The sequence below is a fragment of the Sphingobacterium lumbrici genome (assembly GCF_006476045.1).
Classification (GTDB): Bacteria; Bacteroidota; Bacteroidia; order Sphingobacteriales; family Sphingobacteriaceae; genus Sphingobacterium; species Sphingobacterium lumbrici.
This window is the reverse complement of the sequence record NZ_SRZY01000028.1, coordinates 208,515-227,283: the sequence shown is the minus strand read 5'-3', so window position 1 is coordinate 227,283 and position 18,769 is coordinate 208,515. Positions and strand designations below refer to the sequence as shown.

General features: G+C 43.8%; 20 protein-coding genes. 4 read left to right on the top strand and 16 right to left on the bottom strand.

Going from position 1 to position 18,769, the window contains the following annotated elements:
* Positions 1-117: 117 nt before the first annotated feature.
* From E4F24_RS10705 to E4F24_RS10690, 4 genes are all read right to left on the bottom strand, one after another.
* The gene (locus tag E4F24_RS10705) at positions 118-720 is read right to left on the bottom strand and encodes an RNA polymerase sigma factor (protein ID WP_140938688.1); all 603 of its coding nucleotides are present in this window, start codon (positions 718-720) and stop codon (positions 118-120) included.
* A gap of 153 nt (positions 721-873) precedes the next feature.
* Positions 874-1,848 (bottom strand): ABC transporter permease subunit, encoded by a 975-nt coding sequence (locus tag E4F24_RS10700; protein WP_140938687.1) that lies wholly within the window; start codon positions 1,846-1,848, stop codon positions 874-876.
* Between the two features lie 18 nt (positions 1,849-1,866).
* The gene (locus E4F24_RS10695; protein ID WP_140938732.1) at positions 1,867-2,814 is read right to left on the bottom strand and encodes an ABC transporter ATP-binding protein; all 948 of its coding nucleotides are present in this window, start codon (positions 2,812-2,814) and stop codon (positions 1,867-1,869) included.
* Between the two features lie 11 nt (positions 2,815-2,825).
* Complete coding sequence (locus E4F24_RS10690) at positions 2,826-3,683, bottom strand: COG1470 family protein (RefSeq protein ID WP_140938686.1); 858 nt, start codon at positions 3,681-3,683, stop codon at positions 2,826-2,828.
* A gap of 202 nt (positions 3,684-3,885) precedes the next feature.
* On the opposite strand from E4F24_RS10690, the gene E4F24_RS10685 reads away from it, so the two are divergent.
* The gene (locus E4F24_RS10685; RefSeq protein ID WP_181182444.1) at positions 3,886-4,101 is read left to right on the top strand and encodes a hypothetical protein; all 216 of its coding nucleotides are present in this window, start codon (positions 3,886-3,888) and stop codon (positions 4,099-4,101) included.
* Between the two features lie 96 nt (positions 4,102-4,197).
* Here the strand turns inward: E4F24_RS10685 and E4F24_RS13820 are convergent, their stop codons facing one another.
* The 9 genes from E4F24_RS13820 to E4F24_RS14065 form a co-directional block, all read right to left on the bottom strand.
* On the bottom strand, positions 4,198-4,344 hold the full coding sequence (locus E4F24_RS13820) for a hypothetical protein (RefSeq protein ID WP_181182443.1): 147 nt from the start codon (positions 4,342-4,344) through the stop codon (positions 4,198-4,200).
* Positions 4,345-4,351: 7 nt separating this feature from the next.
* Positions 4,352-4,609: a hypothetical protein gene (locus E4F24_RS10680; protein WP_140938685.1), complete on the bottom strand. Its 258-nt coding sequence runs from the start codon at positions 4,607-4,609 to the stop codon at positions 4,352-4,354.
* A 74-nt stretch (positions 4,610-4,683) separates the two neighbouring features.
* Positions 4,684-5,088 (bottom strand): DUF5675 family protein, encoded by a 405-nt coding sequence (locus tag E4F24_RS10675; protein WP_140938684.1) that lies wholly within the window; start codon positions 5,086-5,088, stop codon positions 4,684-4,686.
* A 12-nt stretch (positions 5,089-5,100) separates the two neighbouring features.
* Complete coding sequence (locus E4F24_RS10670) at positions 5,101-5,784, bottom strand: fibronectin type III domain-containing protein (protein ID WP_140938683.1); 684 nt, start codon at positions 5,782-5,784, stop codon at positions 5,101-5,103.
* A 517-nt stretch (positions 5,785-6,301) separates the two neighbouring features.
* A complete protein-coding gene (locus E4F24_RS10665) occupies positions 6,302-6,583 on the bottom strand; it encodes a hypothetical protein (RefSeq protein WP_140938682.1) in 282 nt (93 codons plus the stop codon).
* Positions 6,584-6,672: 89 nt separating this feature from the next.
* Positions 6,673-7,398 (bottom strand): LytR/AlgR family response regulator transcription factor, encoded by a 726-nt coding sequence (locus E4F24_RS10660; protein WP_140938681.1) that lies wholly within the window; start codon positions 7,396-7,398, stop codon positions 6,673-6,675.
* A complete protein-coding gene (locus tag E4F24_RS10655) occupies positions 7,392-8,369 on the bottom strand; it encodes a LytS family sensor histidine kinase (protein WP_140938680.1) in 978 nt (325 codons plus the stop codon). The genes E4F24_RS10660 and E4F24_RS10655 overlap by 7 nt, the downstream gene beginning before the upstream one ends.
* Positions 8,370-8,497: 128 nt before the next feature.
* A complete protein-coding gene (locus E4F24_RS10650) occupies positions 8,498-9,391 on the bottom strand; it encodes a lysophospholipid acyltransferase family protein (RefSeq protein ID WP_140938679.1) in 894 nt (297 codons plus the stop codon).
* A 70-nt stretch (positions 9,392-9,461) separates the two neighbouring features.
* Complete coding sequence (locus tag E4F24_RS14065; protein WP_262708997.1) at positions 9,462-9,587, bottom strand: hypothetical protein; 126 nt, start codon at positions 9,585-9,587, stop codon at positions 9,462-9,464.
* A gap of 336 nt (positions 9,588-9,923) precedes the next feature.
* Here E4F24_RS14065 and E4F24_RS10645 point away from each other — a divergent pair, with 336 nt between their 5' ends.
* The 3 genes from E4F24_RS10645 (at position 9,924) to E4F24_RS10635 (ending at position 11,856) form a co-directional block, all read left to right on the top strand.
* Complete coding sequence (locus E4F24_RS10645; RefSeq protein ID WP_140938678.1) at positions 9,924-10,964, top strand: helix-turn-helix domain-containing protein; 1,041 nt, start codon at positions 9,924-9,926, stop codon at positions 10,962-10,964.
* A 71-nt stretch (positions 10,965-11,035) separates the two neighbouring features.
* Complete coding sequence (locus E4F24_RS10640) at positions 11,036-11,548, top strand: MauE/DoxX family redox-associated membrane protein (protein WP_181182442.1); 513 nt, start codon at positions 11,036-11,038, stop codon at positions 11,546-11,548.
* Entirely contained in the window at positions 11,545-11,856 is a 312-nt protein-coding gene (locus E4F24_RS10635) for a hypothetical protein (RefSeq protein WP_140938677.1), read from the top strand. The genes E4F24_RS10640 and E4F24_RS10635 overlap by 4 nt, the downstream gene beginning before the upstream one ends.
* A gap of 39 nt (positions 11,857-11,895) precedes the next feature.
* Here the strand turns inward: E4F24_RS10635 and E4F24_RS10630 are convergent, their stop codons facing one another.
* The 3 genes from E4F24_RS10630 to E4F24_RS10620 are packed head-to-tail and all read right to left on the bottom strand — an operon-like array spanning position 11,896 to position 18,207.
* Positions 11,896-13,188, bottom strand: a complete 1,293-nt coding sequence (locus E4F24_RS10630) for a RagB/SusD family nutrient uptake outer membrane protein (RefSeq protein WP_181182441.1) — start codon at positions 13,186-13,188, stop codon at positions 11,896-11,898.
* Positions 13,189-13,247: 59 nt separating this feature from the next.
* The gene (locus E4F24_RS10625) at positions 13,248-16,448 is read right to left on the bottom strand and encodes a SusC/RagA family TonB-linked outer membrane protein (protein ID WP_140938675.1); all 3,201 of its coding nucleotides are present in this window, start codon (positions 16,446-16,448) and stop codon (positions 13,248-13,250) included.
* Entirely contained in the window at positions 16,441-18,207 is a 1,767-nt protein-coding gene (locus E4F24_RS10620; RefSeq protein WP_140938674.1) for a TlpA family protein disulfide reductase, read from the bottom strand. The genes E4F24_RS10625 and E4F24_RS10620 overlap by 8 nt, the downstream gene beginning before the upstream one ends.
* Between the last annotated feature and the right edge of the window lie 562 nt (positions 18,208-18,769).

Genomic DNA, 18,769 nt, shown 5'->3' with positions numbered 1-18,769 from the left:
CTCTGTATAGTGGTTATTGGAAGCAGAAAGTACTTTAATTAAATATTAAGAAATCATTTCTTTTTTATGAACAACAAAAAGTATATGATTTAGACAGCCGGATAAGCGATAAAGGGCTTAAATCGTATCCTTAAAAAATAGTATCGCTAGAAATCCCAACTGGGGGAGAAGTTTCTTAATACGATCTTTGGCAACGCTCAGGTGGTTTTTAACGGTCTGTTCGTTCAGGCTTAATGTCATGGCAATTTCCTTTATGGAATATCTTTCTTTGTGGTACAGTTGAAAGCAGCGCATCATTGTTGCGGGCATACTTTCGACTATTTTTTCGATGTCCTGCCGGAGCTGCTTGGTCTCCAGCACATAATCCGGTTCTGTGGTTTCATCGTACAGGTTAGCACACTGCGCTTCGGTATAATCCGATTCAAGGAGCCGTTTTTTATTACGTCTAAAATAACTGTGCAGCTGGTTTTTAGCGATCCCCGAAAGGTAGGCATCCAGCGATTCTACATTCGTTAACTTTTCTCTACCCAGCCACAGGGCTAAAAAAACCTCCTGCACCAAGTCATCCGTTTGCTCCTCATCGTGCAACCTGCTGTAGATCCGTCGGTATATTATAGGAAAATAGTGATCGAAAACCAGCTTAAATACCTGTTGATCACCTGTTACCAAGCGGGTCAGGTTGTCCTGCATAACGGAATCTATTCGTTTAACCACTGTCATATCCGCAAAAATATGAAACGAATATTAACGTAGTGTTAATTGGAATAGAATATCATGACACCCTGAATTATACAAGATTCATAACCATAACATAAGGCAGTCTCCTATCTTTATCAAAGAGAACTGTAGGAGACTGCTTTAATGTTGATCGGATTAGCTCCGTATTTCCTTTCGCATAAATATGTAGTACGAAAGCGCGAAGCATACCACCGTAGCAGCAATCAGTCCGCTTAGCTGCGGCCATACGATGAGCAGGCTATCTTTAACACCGAGCGACGATGGAATCGCACCGATCATCTGTTCCATCGATACCGGGCCAAGACTACGTACCGAAGGGATCAACAGCGTCGTTGTCGCATCGGTATAGAGCTGCCCCGGCGATAGGCGCAGCAGATTCAATATCAATTCGTTGTATTTAATCAATTGCGCTTCCGACAAATAATTAGGATTGGGCAGCAGCGCGTGTACAAGCAGATTAATCACAATCGGAAAAAATACCGTGAAAAACAACCAAATCCCTATGGCTGTAAGCGCAGAGGTAGCAGCCTGTTTAAACCGGATGGAGAGTAAGATGGAAAGACTGAGCCAAAAGCCGATGTAGATAACACTCAGGATAACGAACCCGACGATCCGCAACACCTCCTGCGGTTCCATCCGCACGCCGGTTGCCAATAATCCTCCCCCTATCAGGAACAGAATAAGTGCACTCAATAAGGTACCTACGATGATTAAAGGTCCTATAAATTTAGCAATTAACAAATTATCCCGATAGATAGGCTGTGCCATTAAGCGGGTAAGGGTTCCGCCATTTCGCTCCGAGTTGATGGCATCAAAACCCAATGCAATGCCGAGCAGTGGGGCCAAAAAATTGAGGAACACATGAAATGCAGGCACCGAATTGTCTGTATTGGTTAAGAGCTTGAGGTACAGGAAAGCCTGATCCGGATCCTGTGCATTATTAACTGCATTGCGCAAGTTTGCCGATGAGACATAAGTCGATGCTAAAAACGTTAATAGCACGAGCAAGATCAATACGATAAAGCGCCAGCTACGGATATGGGCAGCAACCTCTTTATTAATTAATATGGTGAGGAGGTCAGCTTTGAAAGAAACCTTTAAATTGTTCATATATGTATAATGTGGTTTTTAATGGTCTTCGAAATATTTCTCGTAGATATCGTCTAAGCTATATTCTTTCCGTTGCACACCGATGATATCCGCTCCATGCTTTACCATTGTGCGCACGATCTCGGGTGTTATATCGGCCGTTGTCTCCAGTTCCAATACCTTGTCGTTAATGGACAAGGTTTGGAAACCCTGTAGCTTTTCCAAATCAGCTTTGATCTGCTGCAGCGATGCCTCTTCTACGGTCTGCAACACCACGGTAGTGGTACACCCTTCCTTATTCAGTAAGTCTTTGGCGAGTGTCTGGATATTACCGTCTACCAACAGCTTCCCTTCGACGAATATACCCACCCGGTCGCATACCCGCTGCACCTGATGCAGATGGTGCGACGAGAGCAGCACGGTGAGCCCTTGCTCCCTACTAAGCTGTTTAATCAATAACAAAAATTCGTTTACGCCGCTCGGATCAATACCCAAGGTAGGTTCATCCAAAATGATGACCTCGGGCTGTTTAATCAACACATCAGCAAGGCCAAGCCGCTGTTTCATCCCGCGCGAATAGGTTGCCGTCTTTTTGTGTGCCGCTTGCGCCAGCCCCACGGTTTGCAACATCTCCGTAGATCGCGTGTGCGCCTCCGCTTCAGATAATCCATTGAGACGGGCAATGAAACGTAAGTTTTCGAGCGCGGTCATGTTATCATAGAAGCCCACACTGTCGGGTAGGTAACCTACCTTTTTTTTAACAGCTATCGGATTTCGTGTTGCATTGTGTCCGCATACATGTGCTGTACCTTCGTCAGGTTCCGTCAGACCAAGCATCATCAGGATACTCGTTGTCTTTCCTGCGCCGTTTGGCCCCAACAGGCCATATATTTCGCCCTTCGCTATAGACAGATTCAGGTTATCGACCGCCGTCAACGACCCGTATCGTTTTGTCAGACCGGATAATTGTATTATCGAATCATTCATCATTCAACCTCCTATCTGCGGCCGTATTTCCGGATGAGATAATAGACCAAGCATATTGCAGTTAAAATAATGAGTACACCTATCCAGCCCGACAGCATGGATGTCGTTACCGCAGCGCGGAAGGAAATCTCTGCCGATCCGTTTGGATTTCTGGCCGTAAATTTAGCGACATAGTCGCCTGCAATCGTTTTGTCGGGCACTTTAAGGTTGATCTTTACATCAACGGTTTTTCCGGACTCAAGCTGTTTGATATTCGCAGGCTCGAAGGTAGCTTCCCATTTGGCAGGCAATTGGGAGCTTAGTTCCACATCGTTAAGTGGCAGCGTGCCCGTATTTTTTAAGATGACCTGTATTTCCTTACTGCTTCCGGCCACTACTTCGTCACTAAGCCGACCTGTGAGGGTTGTCATTTCAATGCTATACGAGCCCTTCACCACGGCTTCGAGGTCCAGGCTGAGGGTATCCTGTTTGGATACAGCCCGAACGGGTATCTTGTATTTATCGGGTTTGGCTGTATACGCCGCGTTAACTTCTATGCTGACGTCCTGCATTTGTCCGGCTTCTAAACGGATCGATTTCACAAAACTTCCCTGAACCCGATAACTGATCTGCCAACCGGCAGGCAACTGGGTATCCAAGTCGTACAGGACGGCTTCTCCGCCACCATTTCGTAGGGTGGCATTGTACCGAAAAGGTTCGTTTGAAGCCGCTTCGATGTTGATTAATGGTGTTTCAAAAGCAGATTTGGCGTTGCTTTGTGTTGCCGACTGCTGTGCATGAGCTTGGTAGTTGTAACCAAAGAATAGCGCTAAAAAAAGCGCATAAAAACTAAATTGTTGTGCGTGGTTAAATTGTAATCGTGTTAACATAATCCAATAACTAAAATTTATATTTTATAGAATAATAGTCACAAAAAAATGCTCGGTAAATGTACCCCTTGCTAAGTTTAAAATTTGATTACAAATTAAAATATCCGATTGCAAAAAGTCAAGTGTCTTTTTAAAAAAAAATAAAAATATCTGCCACGCAGCAACTTCTTTCATTTCATTTGAAAGATTTGTTAAACTGTCTATGGAATTATTTCCATTTTCCTATTCTGAGTTTATACGCTTTAAATCATTAGATAGCGGAGAAGCTGCCGTGATGGCGTATCTCAAATCCGGAGGAATAGCCGAATACATCAAAACAGGCATTCCCCTTATCCTAAACACATTGGTTGATGATATATTGATGAAGGACATTGCCGTACGACACGCAGTTCGTGATATCAACTCGCTTATTGAATAATATTCGGACGTTTGGAACATGCTGTACATTCCGTTGAAAAGCAAGCCGTATAAAAAACACCCTGGGAGTATGCATACTCCCAGGGTGTCTAACATCCTATCGCCGTCGCTGTTTCCCTTCCAATAGCCGGCTTACGAGATAACTGACCGTAGCACCGATAGCCGCCATTAATGCTGTATGCAGCATATTAGACCAGTCGAAGTTATTCCAGATCGAACACAGCGTACCACCAAGCGTACCCATCTGTACATTATTCAGTGGCCTCATCGTGCTTCTCCTTCCTTTCTGCGATATTACCCTCCGCTTGCTCGCCGTCATCCACATTCCCTTTATCCAATCCCCGACCCTCAGTTTCCGGTTCCTGCTTCCCGTTATCCAGTACCGATTCGATAATCCCCAGCCCTACGGCCACATATTTTAAAATATTCAATGCCTTGCCCGGCAATTTAATTGGAGCCAGCAATACCACCTGTACTGCTTGGCTGATTTTGTTTATGATGTGTTTCATTGTTTTGATTGTTAACAAGTTAGAAGGTTAAAAGGATAAGAAGTGAAACTTTCTAATTCGTCATTCCTAATTCTCTACCCCCTAATCACTAAAAACACTTCTGCCTCCATATCCCACATACTGTACACCAGTGCTTTCAGTTTTCCCAAAGCCTTACGGCTGTCGTCGCCTGTGCCTTCCCCGGTCAATGTCGTAACCGGAGCAATACAGCCGAGCAGATGCTTCTGGGCATCGTTACCTGCATGGATCAGGATCGCTTCACGACCGAGTACGGCAGGGATACCGATCTGCTCGCCATTTTTCGGATAGACGCGCTTTTCCAATTTATAGCGTCCTTCCGGGATACAGCTCAGCCGCGGCGTGTTGTTCTGGTCCGGTAATTCAATTGTATGGCATACGTGTTCACCATTATAGGTGATGGTTCCATTTGTTCCCTTCTCTCCGTATTTCCGTCGGAGATAGAGTGTATGTGTCTTCATAGTCACCAATCACTATCGTACCAAAATGCTAGCGGTCTGACTCCAGTCGCCTGCTCCCTGCGTATTAACGGCACGTACACGCACCTCATAGCGCCTCCCGACCTCTAGTGGAGCGAGTATATTGTTGCGACTCGATGTCGTCGTGAGGCGGTCGCTCCATTCCGACTCCGGCTGTGTGATCATCCGGTACTGATACTCATAGATCAGTGCCCCTCGCTGCGCTGCAAAGTTTAAACGAGCCTGTCCCGACTGCCGCCCATCACTCATTTTCACCGATTCCACCATTAGCGGCACCAAAGTCGCAGATCCCATACTGTTTGTCGGGAATCCCGAACTCAAGAGAATAGCAAGCCTTCCCTTAGCCACCGAATTCACATAATAGGCAAGTTGTTGCAATGCCTCAGCAAGCGGTTCCTTGCTATCATTCTTAATCGCCGTATCCTCCGGTGATCCGCGCTTGCGGGATATTGCCAGTTTTCCCGTAAAGTCATCCAACAGGATCTGAACATCATCGAGCACAGGTGCCGGGGCGGGATAATTACTGTTGTCTGTCATTGCGCCAATAATGGTATTGGCTGTCACTACGAGTTCATCGTCTTTCATCCGAGAAAAACTGATGAGTGCTTTTGCTTTAATTGCCATTTTTTTTAGTTTTCGTGAACAGGGTGATCTATGAAGCCGACATTCACCTCTCACCTATTCTTCTCGTTCCTTAGTCCTCGCGAGCTGACCGAACGATACAAACGTAGGTATGCAAAGTGACCCATGTCGACTTTTGACACGATTTGGCATAAATTGACACGATGAGACATTTTCAGACAGGATAAATCTAAACAACACCAAAAAACACAGCATACAGCACATTGTGGCGTACATTCAACGTACGCTACGCGAAATACAAATCTTGCTAAACAAGATATACAACCTGTTATGGAGACTACCCCACTCTATAGCATACGTACGGCATGTTGCATCCTATCTATTCCATGCGGTAACAGGCATACACACGCCGTTATACGACTTATAAGGATGTATAAAAGACGTATCTGCCGGCATAGTGTACTGTCGGACCTTGCTAACGCACATACAGCAGGTGATAGATGAGATACAAAATGCAATAGCATGCCTACAGAAGTCAATACAAAGCACATCAGACCTGTTACAACTCCTACATAAAGCTGCACCCCTGCTAAAGTATACTGTAAGACAGTAATCAGATCCTGCCTTTGAGCCGGCTCTGCTCGAACGCCTCCTGCAGATCCTCCTCAAAATAGTTGTCCTCACCGGTAAGGCGCATCGGCCTGAGTAATCCCGATTTGATATGGCGATTGTACGTAGACTCGCTCATACCAAGCTCCTGGATTACCTCCCACTTGGTCCAGCGTCGCCTTTTCTCCAATGGAAGCCTACGGTATCCGATATGTTGTTTGATTTCGTTTACTAACAAATAAGTATCCTTCAAAACCTGAAGGACAAGGTTTACTAAACTTTTCATAACTGGTTAGCACGTTTTTCGCCACTTCCAAAAGCGGCTGGTTTTAACATTTACCCACTATATTGATCAGTTGGGCATTTTAACTTCCATTAGTTTCCACCTTTCATCGACTCTGTTAGCTTATCATAGGCATCTGGATTCAAAATAGCCAACGGTTTCGCATGACCATGGAGATGCACTTCTTTTCTGGAATAGGATTTAACAGCATCTATATTGACTGCTTCCTTCGCACTTATCCGAACAAACCGATGATCCGGTAGGTCTTGCATGAGTTTTGTTAGTGCGATCCGGTATTCGATCGGTTCTTTATCTTTGAAGTACAGGGATACGATATTATCGTTCACACTGACATATTCCAAATCAGCCAACTCGATCACTTGTCTTCTTTTGGTTTTAAAATTACGTATGGGGATCATCGTATTCAGATTCCGCTTTGCCTCCTCGCGTTCGTCCACCTCTTTGATGGCCACCGTAATCGCGTAATTCAGTTCGTCCCACGAAAAAAGCTTATTAATATATGCTTTTGCCTTGATTTTTTGAAATTCAAAACCGTACTGGCCGTGCCCAGTAAACACGAGGATAACCGGCGGATTATCCAGTAACTGGGCAAACTCCCAGCCCATCATCGTCGGCATCTCCATATCTAAAAACAAAATATCCACGGGATCAACATGATGAAGTTTTAATGCTTCTTCAGGGTCATTCACCTCATGGACTACGTCGACATACGGTATGCGGAGCAACATTCGCTGCAATAATTTTGTCGAAGACAGATCGTCGTCCAAGATCATGATCGTATATACGTCCTTTACCATGTTCCGTTGCTTAATATCGTAGCAATTTCGCCCGCGACGTGTACCGTAAAGCAGTCGCCGTCTTCTACACGTTCAATACGAATGGGCCAGTTACCCGCATCAATCCGCTGCTGCATGAGTATAAAGCCCATGCGCGTTCCCGGTATACTATTCCGCTTTTCTTGTCGAAACCGATTGCTCGATCTGAATCGCCACTGCCGATTGTCCGACATTAAAACGATATGACCCGGTGAGGCTGTTGTCAGCGTAGCATACTTCATCATGTTCTCTACCGGAGCCAACAATGTTCCAATAGGAATATAGGTATCCGGCTTATCTACTGGCGCTTCCAATATGAGTGATCTATCACCGAAGTAGCTTTTGCCTAATCGCACCAAATTTTCGACCTGCCGCCACTCGTCGGCGAATCTTATGTCCAACTCGGCCTCCTGCATCTTGAGCGCGTAACGCATCACCTCCGATAATACCATCAGCGTATCCAAGTAATCATCCTGGTTATCCATGGTAAGCTTACCCATCGTGGTTGCAATAACCGCCTCGATAAAATGAGGTGCCAGGTTTTTAACCTCTATACGTACACGCAAATCTTCTATACTAACCATCAGTGCCTCGCGTTCCACCTCGGCTTTACGAATCGCTGCCTTTTTCTGTGCATTTCGAACCAAAAATACCATAGCGAAGGCGCAGGTCCATACGAAACTGAATGCCGTTAGGATACGGCTCCGGAATTCCCCAAGATCAAAATCAGTATCCGCCCGCTGAAATACGACCCCTAACCGGGGCAACCAATCGTATAGCATAGGATACATGCAGCACATCGCCAGCCCGACCGCAAGCAACGTAAGCATGGCTCCAATCAGCCGGTTATACCAGTCTGTCATAACGAGATACCAGCAGGCTACAAAAAGTACCATGTAGAAGAATGCGAACAAAGCACTAGCTGCCGTAATGTGACTCAGCGGAATTTCCATTTGGTCGGATAGTATATTTAGCACGGTTAAAAAAAAACAGAATACAACAAAACTCAATAGGTTCCAAAGTAACATAACATATAAGCTATTTTTCATCATTAGGATATAGATATCTTAAAACTAAAAAATCATAGCTTAAGTACAAAATTTAACCTTTGCGCATTGTAATAACGTCTATCGAACAAGTAGTACTTATCGCCTAATGGAAGTAACACCATCGGATCCCTTTTGCGTGCTTCCATTAAATCTTCATCGATCAACTTTAACATGCCGTTAGTGTGTAAATACAGCCAACATTCCCATTGCCAGGGGGCATCGCGCAGCACCGGTTCCAGTACAGAAAAGAGCGCCCGTCCCCCCCTGAAAATAAAATCCGATCGGCTTTCACCCTTTGTTGCCATGATAGATTTTTGTAACACTATTTTTACTCCGCGACAGGTCGGTACGGATAAAATCGGGTATAAGCTTACCTTAAAAATATGTGCCATGAGGGGTATTCCTTTTTTCAAATGCAGCTGTCCATCCAAGAACGGAACCAGGATTCGGTCATCTTTGCCCGCAATCGGCGTACCCGAGGAGCCATCGGCAAATACCAGAATGTGCCGCCCCTGGCGTAGGCTATTTCGTACGCGCAACAGCAAAGACGCATCCTCACTAAACAGGTACTGGTACTCGAACCCATCACGGTTCATTTCCTGCTGCAAGCGATCAAAAACAAGCTTTGACCGCGTGTATACAGTACGGTCTAGGATGATATCAAAGAGCAGGCCCGCTTTGGCTAGCGACAGCGGTTCCTGCATGTGATGGCCCGTATGGAAAAGAACGAACACACCGGGTGGAAGCTTACGGATCTGATCCAGCTCATCACCCTCCAAAATCGCATTGCGCACGATGTCCCCGTAGTGCCATTCCTTCCATTGCTCATATACCGTTGTATGGTATGCCCAAGATATCTCAGGTAGATATTGATGGAGATTAGCGCTGAATAACGCAAAATCCCAATCGCTTATTGGTTTATACATGATCTTTAATTTGGTTAAAACAGACCCGCCGCGCCTTAAACGGAGGGTCTGATCTGTGGTAAGTGATAGATTATAATAAAGGCGTTACGATTGGACATTTACGCTTGGACTCCTGGTCCCCTTCCGATCCAAAGATTTTTTGAAGATGCGACCATGCGATCACCTCATTTTCCAACACCATCTCTTGATGGCGCATCAGTACTTGTTCTTTTGCATTTTTCATTATTGAACCTGTTTACGTTTTTAATTGCGCTTCACACACCCGACTGGCCTTATCTGCTGTGTAAAACAGAAATAACTCTGATTAATCCCCGGCAAGGTGCAAGAGTTATTTTGTTAAAAACGAAAAAAAACGTACGTTATCCCATAACTGATTTTTACCCGATCTGGAACAAGGTAAATCGACCCACCACAAAATATATACGATCTACCCCAGAAAAATAAGATATACGTACCAAAATCGCTGACGTACGATTTTTCTGTGCCGCTGTGGATGCCGAGTGTGAAATTAGCCCGCCTAAAATAGCTAGCTATGAAAAAAACCTACTTTATTGAACTCGACCACATCTTTGGCTGCCCGCTTGGCCCAGCACTAACTGCACCGCTATCCCCTTCCATTATCTTTAGCGATGGCGATATCCTCTATCGAAAACAAGGAAGCCGCAGCTGCATTAAGCAACGCTTTAAAGGCTGGTACGGTTACCTGCAACACTACGACATCGTATTGGATGAAGCCGTCGATATCCCAATCGAAGTCAAACAGCGGGATGTGCATGTATTCTATCTGATGCAAAACCGGGGACATATCGAATTGCGGGACGACGCCGGCAAATGCCTGTTTCACCTCGACGCCCAACGTGCGATTTACATTTATCTGGTGCCAGGCACTTATTGGTTCAAGGTATCTGATGGCAGGCATCGGCTGTTCAGCTTTTATTTTGATACGGGGATCTTTCGGTATGGTGCCGATGAGACCTTCAAATTCCTGCAGCCGCCCCTGCGGGCACACTTTGAAAACTGCCCTTATCCCGTAGCGAGTATAGATTTTCCCGTTGACCCGGTTACGGCCACTTACATCTATCATCTATGCCGTAATCTCCAAAAAGGAAGTATGGATCATGCGGTATTTATCAGCGAACACCTCCGGCAGCTGCACCACTTCTCCAAAGACAGCGTATTGCGCGAGCAGGGCCCCGACAATTATAACCAGTACCTAGCGACCTCAGCGAAAAAGATTATCGAGATCGATACAGAAGATTTTGGCATCGTCCTGAAACTGGCGGAGGTTGCCGATAAGCTTGCGATCAGCCTGAAGCACCTCAGCGCTATTTTTAAGGAAGAATGCGGTATCACACTCAATGCCTTTAAGAAGCAATGCGTTATGGAGAAGGCTAAAGGCTTACTACAGGAAGGTAAAACCGCACGAGAGACTGCACTATACTGCGGCTTTGAAAACCGATCTGCCTTTCATCGATTTTTCAAACGCGAAACCGGAATAACGCCTTTAACACACATGAACTTGATAAACAATCAAAATAACCGTTTACAACCTTCATTTTCCGAAAAAAGGTAACATCGATTCCGTAAACCAGTAACATTTTCCTGCTTTTTCTGACTTTCCTTTGTAGTGTAAACTTTAAAGAGATGAAAAAGAAACAAAAAATCGTAAACATTATCATTGTAGTACTACTCTTTTTGTGGATTCCGATTACGATCGATAAGCTTTACAATTTTGAAGTCTTCAAAGCGGGAATTTATCGTCAGCCATTTTCAAATAAACTAGGTGAAGCATTAATATATACTCTACCCTTCACTGAGTTAGTCATCGGAATTCTGCTGATCATTCGAAAAAGTAGGCATATCGGATTTGCACTTTCATCGCTCATGATGGCCCTATTCACTAACTACGTAGGTATGGCCTTATTACTCGGAAAAACGGGGCTACCATGCTCATGCGGATCTGTTATCCCTAAGCTTGGATGGACATGGCATTTTTGGTTTAACCTAGTTTTCCTCTCTCTTAGCATCATCGGATATTTTTTACAACGTCATTTAAATCGTAACGGAGCTTTCAGGGAGAATTCCGCTACAGGCCCATCGTCTGCCAAAAGACGAAATACTATCAATTTTATAAAACATTTAAATTGTACAAAATGAAAAGATTCATTTTTAAAAACGCAATGCCGCTAATAGCTTTAGGCATTGCTTCAGCAAGTTACTTAATGATGTCCTTTGGGATAAATCCAGAAAAAGCAGATGATCAATTTTGGTTCGAAGTTAACTCGAGTAATCAACCCACTCAAGTACTCGAAGAAGGCCCTGATCCAGAATGTGAAACTTTGGAGGAACCGGATTGTGCAAAACTGTACAATGAAGAGGATACAGAGGGTACCGGATCTAATCGTACCGTTATCCCTGGTCATGAAGCCAACTATGTAAACTATGTGAGTAAAATCATGAACTAATATAAAAATCCGGCCCCGAAGATCGGAGCCGGATTTTTATTATTCTCTGGGGTTCTGTGCTATTCCCGAAAGAAATATTACCTCATCCGGAATAGGAAGCACATAGTTGAGACTATTGGGAATTAATGAAATTACCTGCCCTTCCAGCATTCGCGAAATCGTTATACCTGCATTATCATTTTTATTCAAGCGACGGATATCCGACCATCTTATCCCACGGTACAGCAGACCTTTTCTCCTTTCCAATAGAACCGCTCTCAAAACATCGGCCTGCGAATCCCCTGTCACCGGATCTACCGCAACATTATTTGCATACCGACTAGTCAAATATTCCAACAATATACGTTTGGCTTCAGCTAGTAGATTTAGTCGGGCCGAGCATTCCGCCGCGATAAGATATGCCTCATCTACAGCCAGCCCATTGAACAGCAACGCACCACCGGTATAACTACCTTTAAATACATGATAGCCATTCCTGGGAACAAACCATGAGGTGGCACGTAGATCATCTTTTTCATAAGCGCCAATTAACAACGTGTCCACATAGTCTGTTGAAGAAACTGTAGAGGTATATGACATTGAACTATGTAAAAGAACTTCTTTGTTAAATTGCCCCATAGGATATGTGGCAGACGCGTTAAGCGTATTGAAATCCAATAGCTCAAAGTTATCCATTATACGCTGTGAAGAAGACAAAGCTCCTTCATAATTTCCCATCAATAATTGTACACGTGCTAACAACAAAGCTGCTGCAAACTGGGTGGGTCTCGTCTTGATAGTTGATTGCTCGGGCAACAGAACTATTGCACGCGTCAGGTCCTTTTCCATCTGCATATAGACATCCTCCACTGTAGAACGACCGACCACCTCACTTATGTCACTTTTTAATCGCAAAGGAAGTCCTAGACCACCATTTTCTCCCTTAATATCGTAAGGAGCGCAAAAAACCTGTGACAAGTTATAGTAAGCAAAAGCCCTAAAAAATAAAGCACCACCCTCAAGATGTCTCGCTTCTATCTCCTCACTTTTTAAGTTCTGCAGTCCGTCTAATACATTGTTCGCATAAAATATCTGATGAAAACTTCTATTCCAGTCCGTTACGGAAGTACCCTCATAAAGGTCTTTTTTCCAAACATAGGCATTGCGCTTTAAAATATTTGTCAAGGAAGCATAGTTATTGGTAAGTATAAAAAAATCATCGGACGACAGATGAGATAGATATGGTAATGTTTGATTCATTACATCAGCCTTGTCTATCAAAGCCCTAAAATCCTCCAATGTTGATGGGATAATCATGCTCTTGTCGGTTTTCACCGATAAAAAATCGTCCATACAACTGACGGATAAACAGGAGCAAATTATTAAAATTAACGTTCTCATTTTTTCAGTTATTAAAATCCAAAATTCAGTCCTACTGTCCAAAAGCGCTGTCTTCCAAAAGCGCTCTCGTGGGTCAGCGGATCCAGTTTCGCACTATTCGCTACCCAAAGTTGACCAACATTGTTGACCATTAGATATAAGTCTGCTGATTTAACTATTTTCTTACCGGGAAGTCTTTTCACTCCCATGAGATCTACGGCAAGACGAATATCTTTTAAATAAATATAATCTGCCCGTTCTATCAGTGTACTGGAATTGGTATATAGCATAGTCCATAAACTTAAATCGGCCACCTTGGGCATAGCCGGCACCTCAGTAAATTGCTCATCACCAGCCTGCATCCATCGTTTACTGTAGTCGGAATGTCCTACCCAATTTGTCGCCAAATCTTCATAGCTGATACTTGGGCGACGTAGGTAGTGTCCCAATCCGTACAAAATACTAAATGAAAGTTCCACCGGCCTGAAAACAAGCCTGTTAAAAAAGGAACCCGAGTACACAGGCAAGGACGTTCCGTGAAAGGTTAGATCTTCAAAAGTGGTATTGGTTTTTAAAGTAGCATAATCACGTGTTATCTCATCTCCGTACCAAAACCGGGGACTTCCATCTACTGGATCTAGGCCTGCCCATGGAAAGCTAAAGACACCGTTTAATGGTTTTCCTTCTATTGGAGCCGAAAAAGACGAAGAGAACAACGCTAGTGTATTCGTTCCTGAATAGCGAACCACTTCATCCCTATTCCAATTTAGAATAAGGCTGGGTGTCCATTCCAATTTGGCTACTCTAAAATTCCCATTTAAGCGGAAATCGACACCCTGTGATTTTAGTTCCGAGTTGTTACCAATAAATGTAAACTTATCGGCAACGAAGAAGCCGGTTGTCGGATCTAGTGCGGCCTCACCGATAAGATCTGTTCCTCGCTTTTGGTAATAGTCAACAGAGCCACTCCATTTATTCCCCTCAATTCCGAAATCCAGTCCGAGATTAGCAGTTTTCACCTTTTCCCATCTTAAATCTTCATTAGGTGGTGTAAGAATCTGAGCACTGGGTAGGCCGGTTAACAGTGTATTTCCATAGCGCGCGGTACTATACCGCGTTAAAGATTTGTTGACATTCCCGCTGTACCCCACCGTGGCGCGAATCTTGAGAAAAGAGAGCCAAAAATCTGGTGACCAAAAATCCTCCGCACTAGGCGTCCAAGCCAAACCAGAAGACCAAAGAGGAACCGCTTTTTGATTGGTATTGACACCGAATAAATTAGAGGCATCCCGGCGGGCGCTAAAGGACATCAAGTATCGATTTTTGAATGCATAGCTTCCGTTGAAATAATAAGACAAAAATCTGTCTGTACGATCGGAAAAACCTATCCCCGAGGGTATAGATGCACGACTATTTTGCGGAAAAGTCAAAAATCGTGTATTCAGATCGGGGGTCTGAAAAGTTAAGGTTTCAGGGTTATATCCATATACCATAGTAGATGATTGCCTGCCAACCGTCTGTTTAATTTCCATACCCGCCAATAGATTCACATCAGAATTTTTCCAAGATCTTGAGAAGTTTACCTGCCCTCGGCCCAAATGCGATAAGATACGGCCATCTTCCTTATTCAATATACTTCCGTCGGCTATTGGAAACAGAAGCGTCCCGTTCTCTTCATAAGCATACCTGTTTCGTAAATTTCTTACATAGTAGCTTTTTCGGTCGTAAAGAAGATTAAGCTGATCCGAGATATCCTGATAATTATACAGTAACTGTAGGTTCAATCCTGTGGTTATGTTAACCTGTGTCCTGAAAGACATTAAGAGCTGTTTATTTTCCCTTCTATTCTGATTTAATGCCATCTCTTCCAGCGGTCTATAATCCCAGTCCAAACGGGAGGTACTTTCTTGTTCTTCCAAAAACAACGGATTGTAATTGTCAATTAATGCCAGCGCATTTCCCTCCCCATCAGCTAATCGGGCATAAGGATATAACCCTCCTGTGCCTATCTGCCTATACGTGCTCCCCTCATTCCGGTACATACCTCTATTATATTGAATATTGGGCGAAAGTTCTAACCATGAGCCAACTTTAAATGTTGATCTTGCTAACAACGCAAGCCGTTGATCAGCATTTCGCTGTATATAGGAACGGTTTCTGTTCCAACTTCCAGAAAAGAAATGAGCTGATTTTTCTCCCGACTCGCTGAGCTGTACACTGTGCTGTTGTTCAAAACTGTTCTGAAATAGATACTTATCAAGATCCAAACGTACGTCCTCTTGTCCTAATTGGGCCAACTGCTCTGTCAATACCGTCGAACTTATATCGCCCGATGCCTCCTTTAACAGAAGTCCGACAACAGGTGAGAACGAGCGGTAGCCTGGATTCGATTTCAATGCGTTATAATATCCTTCGTCAAAAAGATAACGTTCAAAACCAATAAATTCCTGGCTATTCAGCAAAAAAGCATCGTAATGGCGGTTTGGTATCGCTCCCACCGTTAAGTAGTTATTGAGTTTGACCTGTGTACCCATACCACTGGCCGATTTTGTTGTAATTACCAGCACCCCATTTCCAGCGCGAGCTCCCCAAATCGAAGCGGCAGCAGCATCTTTCAATACGGTGATAGATGCGATGATGTTGGGATCGAGAGCAGATAGATCTCCTTCATAAGGCGCACCATCCAAGATGACCAACGGTGTTCTGTCTGACCGTATGGAAGAATAGCCCCGCACGATCAACGCATTATTTCTACCTTCCAATCTGCTATCGAGATTAAGCCCACTGACTGTACCCTCCAACCTGTCTACCAAACTGGGAGAAGCCCTTCGCTCCAGTTCCTTTTCAGAAAGTGATGAAAATGATCCCGTGGCACGTTCTCTAGGAATGCTCTCGTATCCAGTATGAATCTGCACCTCTTCGAGCTCTCTCCTTAGCGGATCCAGATAAACAATTTGTTCACCCCCCTCCGTTATCTCTAGTTCCATTTTTTTAAAGGCCATGTGTGCTATCCGGATACGGATAGGAAGACTGGTAAAAACTAATTTACATTTCCCTTCCGTACTGGATACAACAATAGAATTACCTATACCTTCGGTATGTATTACAGCCCCCGCTATTCCCGAATTATCTTCCGCATTCCTGATATCCAGAAAGACGACAGTTTCTTTTTGTGCCAAAGAGATCGATACCGTTAATAAAAGACTTACGATCAAACATACATACTTAATCATGTGTGCCTCCTTTCTGGTTGTTATCGATCAGGTCTCGAATAGCGAACATATCAAGCTCGACCATTTCTTTCGATATCTTATAACCTTGTGGCATAATAAACCTGTTAATATCTTCCAGTCCTTCTGGAAGTATATCAGGAACGGCGATCAACTCCATCTTCTCGCCGGTCTGGTTCACCCATGGTATTAATGTCTTCGACTTGTGGCTCTGCACATCCAACATATCGACAAACCGGTATATGGGTACGCTAGTCGTGGTTTGATCGGTAACAAGTTTCTTATTTAAATCTGTATATTTCTTTAAAACAAAAGCCGGAACTGTCATCCGCTGCACTTCACCTACAATATGATATCTCTCGGCAAAAAAAGCGTTAACCTCCGCCAGTAGTTGGCTCCCAAGTTTAGCCTTATCCGCTATGAAAGAAGAATACTGTAAAGAATACAGATGCGCCGTACTATCCCGGTAGTAGTAATCCACCTCTGTATTGACTATCATGTCTTTCCACTTCGTCTGGTAAACGAGACGGTTCGGATTCCGCAGATCAGGATGGTCAAGCGCTATAATGCTCTGATATATCTTCTTAACACTGCTATTAGTAATCGCAAAACACGTAGGGCTGTCGTGCCTACCCGGTTTAAACTGCGCACCAGCTGCCACATTTTTAAGATAGCCTGCCAGTGTAAATGAATGTCGAAATACCGTAGGATTGAAGATAAGACTATCGGCCATGAAAGGATCTTCAATACGGAATTCCATTCTATCTTCGCGAAGACGTCTTGGAGCCTTCCCATTCACAAGGTAGCTTCTTAGCTTCTCTTCTGTTACTTCGGTCGGTTGGGTAATGGCAACCACTTTATCACCACTGATCCAAACGTACATGGGAAGAAACAGCTGTGGAAAGTATTTTGATAAAGTTTCCCGTACCTCTACCACAGAAGACAAGGTATAGCCGTGATCCCTCAGGTAGTCACCTGCTTTTGCATCTTGATTCGTAGCCAATATAAATGCGACACTATCGCCAAAAGTTTTTTTGAGATTCTCCTGCTTCGGAAGATTGGCTAGGCAAGTACCGCATCGGGTCGACCAGAAATCAATAATAATAAGCGGTCTATTTCTAATTTCATTAAATGAAAATCTGGACTTCCCCTCAGGATGGTTTACTATCCGATAGGCTCTTTCCCAAAACTCAGGTGGGATTTGGTCTCCAATTTTAATACGCTCTACCGCTATCTGCCCATTAACAACCCGCTCTCTAGCGGGCTTCGCCTGGGCATCACTAAACAACACACATATGAAAAACAGGCAACATATTCGTAGAATGCTCCCTAAAAAATTGTTATTTGTTACATTAATTTTTCCGGTTCGCGGATTTTGCACAGGCATTTCATGGTTTTTAAAACTGCGTTTAAACGCACTAAACACACTTTTACGAACAGTTCGCAGAAATAAGTAGGTATTTCGCGGATTTTTTGGACAATTATCTTGGTCATCTAATCGGACATGATCCGGTAGTTCCCAAAAACTGTTTTCTTCGTCATCATCAGTATTACAGCGACGTGATGATCTGTCATTAGATAGCACATTCCTACCGTTATCATCGTCATTACGAGGAACGGAGTGACGCGGTAATCTTTCTAACGATTCTTCGGCAATGTCATCGCGATGATCAGAGCGAAGTGGCGATCTTTTTATTGTATTTAGGGTATCGTCTATCGTTGGCAATAGCCCATAGCTTTCCCCTTTGCGTAATTTTCGCATTCTTGTAATTGCTTAATGCAAAGGTTGCTCGCGAGCTATCCTCCCTAACCCCTATCTCCTTCTACCTAACTCCTACCCAACCTTTGCAGTTCAAAAAATAAATTATTTGTTTTTCCGAATGCGCTTTTAGACTTTTCATAACAGGTTTTAAACGGTTTTCATTTAAGCCATTCACGGAAATATGGTAAAAAACCGATCTCTTATTATTGCAAATCAATAAAAAACATTTCAAATCATTTGTAGGTACTAAATAATTATGCTACTTTTATTGTATCAAGAATCAAAATAACAAACTGATTTAGATAGCCTATGTAAACAATTGTGTACATATTTTAACGAAGATCGGTTGACAGACACTAGCGGGGTTGGGAGAAAAAATATATGCTGTGTTGGTACCATTCATTGCGTCTGCTGGCGGTACACGCTCCTATCCCCTGCTGTCTGATTTTTTTATGCGAGTTAATCAGGCGCACGGATTATGTTCTTTAAAAGAAGTTTACGGGAAAACCGTGGGCAACGATCGTTGATCGAGACTTGGCGGGTAGTGGCGGTTTTTAATCGT

Coding starts and splice junctions, on each gene's coding strand:
- E4F24_RS10705 (WP_140938688.1), bottom strand. CDS start 720: ATGACAGTGGTTAAACGAATAGATTCCGTTATGCAGGACAACCTGACC.
- E4F24_RS10700 (WP_140938687.1), bottom strand. CDS start 1,848: ATGAACAATTTAAAGGTTTCTTTCAAAGCTGACCTCCTCACCATATTA.
- E4F24_RS10695 (WP_140938732.1), bottom strand. CDS start 2,814: ATGAATGATTCGATAATACAATTATCCGGTCTGACAAAACGATACGGG.
- E4F24_RS10690 (WP_140938686.1), bottom strand. CDS start 3,683: ATGTTAACACGATTACAATTTAACCACGCACAACAATTTAGTTTTTAT.
- E4F24_RS10685 (WP_181182444.1), top strand. CDS start 3,886: ATGGAATTATTTCCATTTTCCTATTCTGAGTTTATACGCTTTAAATCA.
- E4F24_RS13820 (WP_181182443.1), bottom strand. CDS start 4,344: ATGGGTACGCTTGGTGGTACGCTGTGTTCGATCTGGAATAACTTCGAC.
- E4F24_RS10680 (WP_140938685.1), bottom strand. CDS start 4,609: ATGAAACACATCATAAACAAAATCAGCCAAGCAGTACAGGTGGTATTG.
- E4F24_RS10675 (WP_140938684.1), bottom strand. CDS start 5,088: ATGAAGACACATACACTCTATCTCCGACGGAAATACGGAGAGAAGGGA.
- E4F24_RS10665 (WP_140938682.1), bottom strand. CDS start 6,583: ATGAAAAGTTTAGTAAACCTTGTCCTTCAGGTTTTGAAGGATACTTAT.
- E4F24_RS10660 (WP_140938681.1), bottom strand. CDS start 7,398: ATGGTAAAGGACGTATATACGATCATGATCTTGGACGACGATCTGTCT.
- E4F24_RS10655 (WP_140938680.1), bottom strand. CDS start 8,369: ATGGAAATTCCGCTGAGTCACATTACGGCAGCTAGTGCTTTGTTCGCA.
- E4F24_RS10650 (WP_140938679.1), bottom strand. CDS start 9,391: ATGTATAAACCAATAAGCGATTGGGATTTTGCGTTATTCAGCGCTAAT.
- E4F24_RS14065 (WP_262708997.1), bottom strand. CDS start 9,587: ATGCGCCATCAAGAGATGGTGTTGGAAAATGAGGTGATCGCATGGTCG.
- E4F24_RS10645 (WP_140938678.1), top strand. CDS start 9,924: ATGAAAAAAACCTACTTTATTGAACTCGACCACATCTTTGGCTGCCCG.
- E4F24_RS10640 (WP_181182442.1), top strand. CDS start 11,036: ATGAAAAAGAAACAAAAAATCGTAAACATTATCATTGTAGTACTACTC.
- E4F24_RS10635 (WP_140938677.1), top strand. CDS start 11,545: ATGAAAAGATTCATTTTTAAAAACGCAATGCCGCTAATAGCTTTAGGC.
- E4F24_RS10630 (WP_181182441.1), bottom strand. CDS start 13,188: ATGGACGATTTTTTATCGGTGAAAACCGACAAGAGCATGATTATCCCA.
- E4F24_RS10625 (WP_140938675.1), bottom strand. CDS start 16,448: ATGATTAAGTATGTATGTTTGATCGTAAGTCTTTTATTAACGGTATCG.
- E4F24_RS10620 (WP_140938674.1), bottom strand. CDS start 18,207: ATGCGAAAATTACGCAAAGGGGAAAGCTATGGGCTATTGCCAACGATA.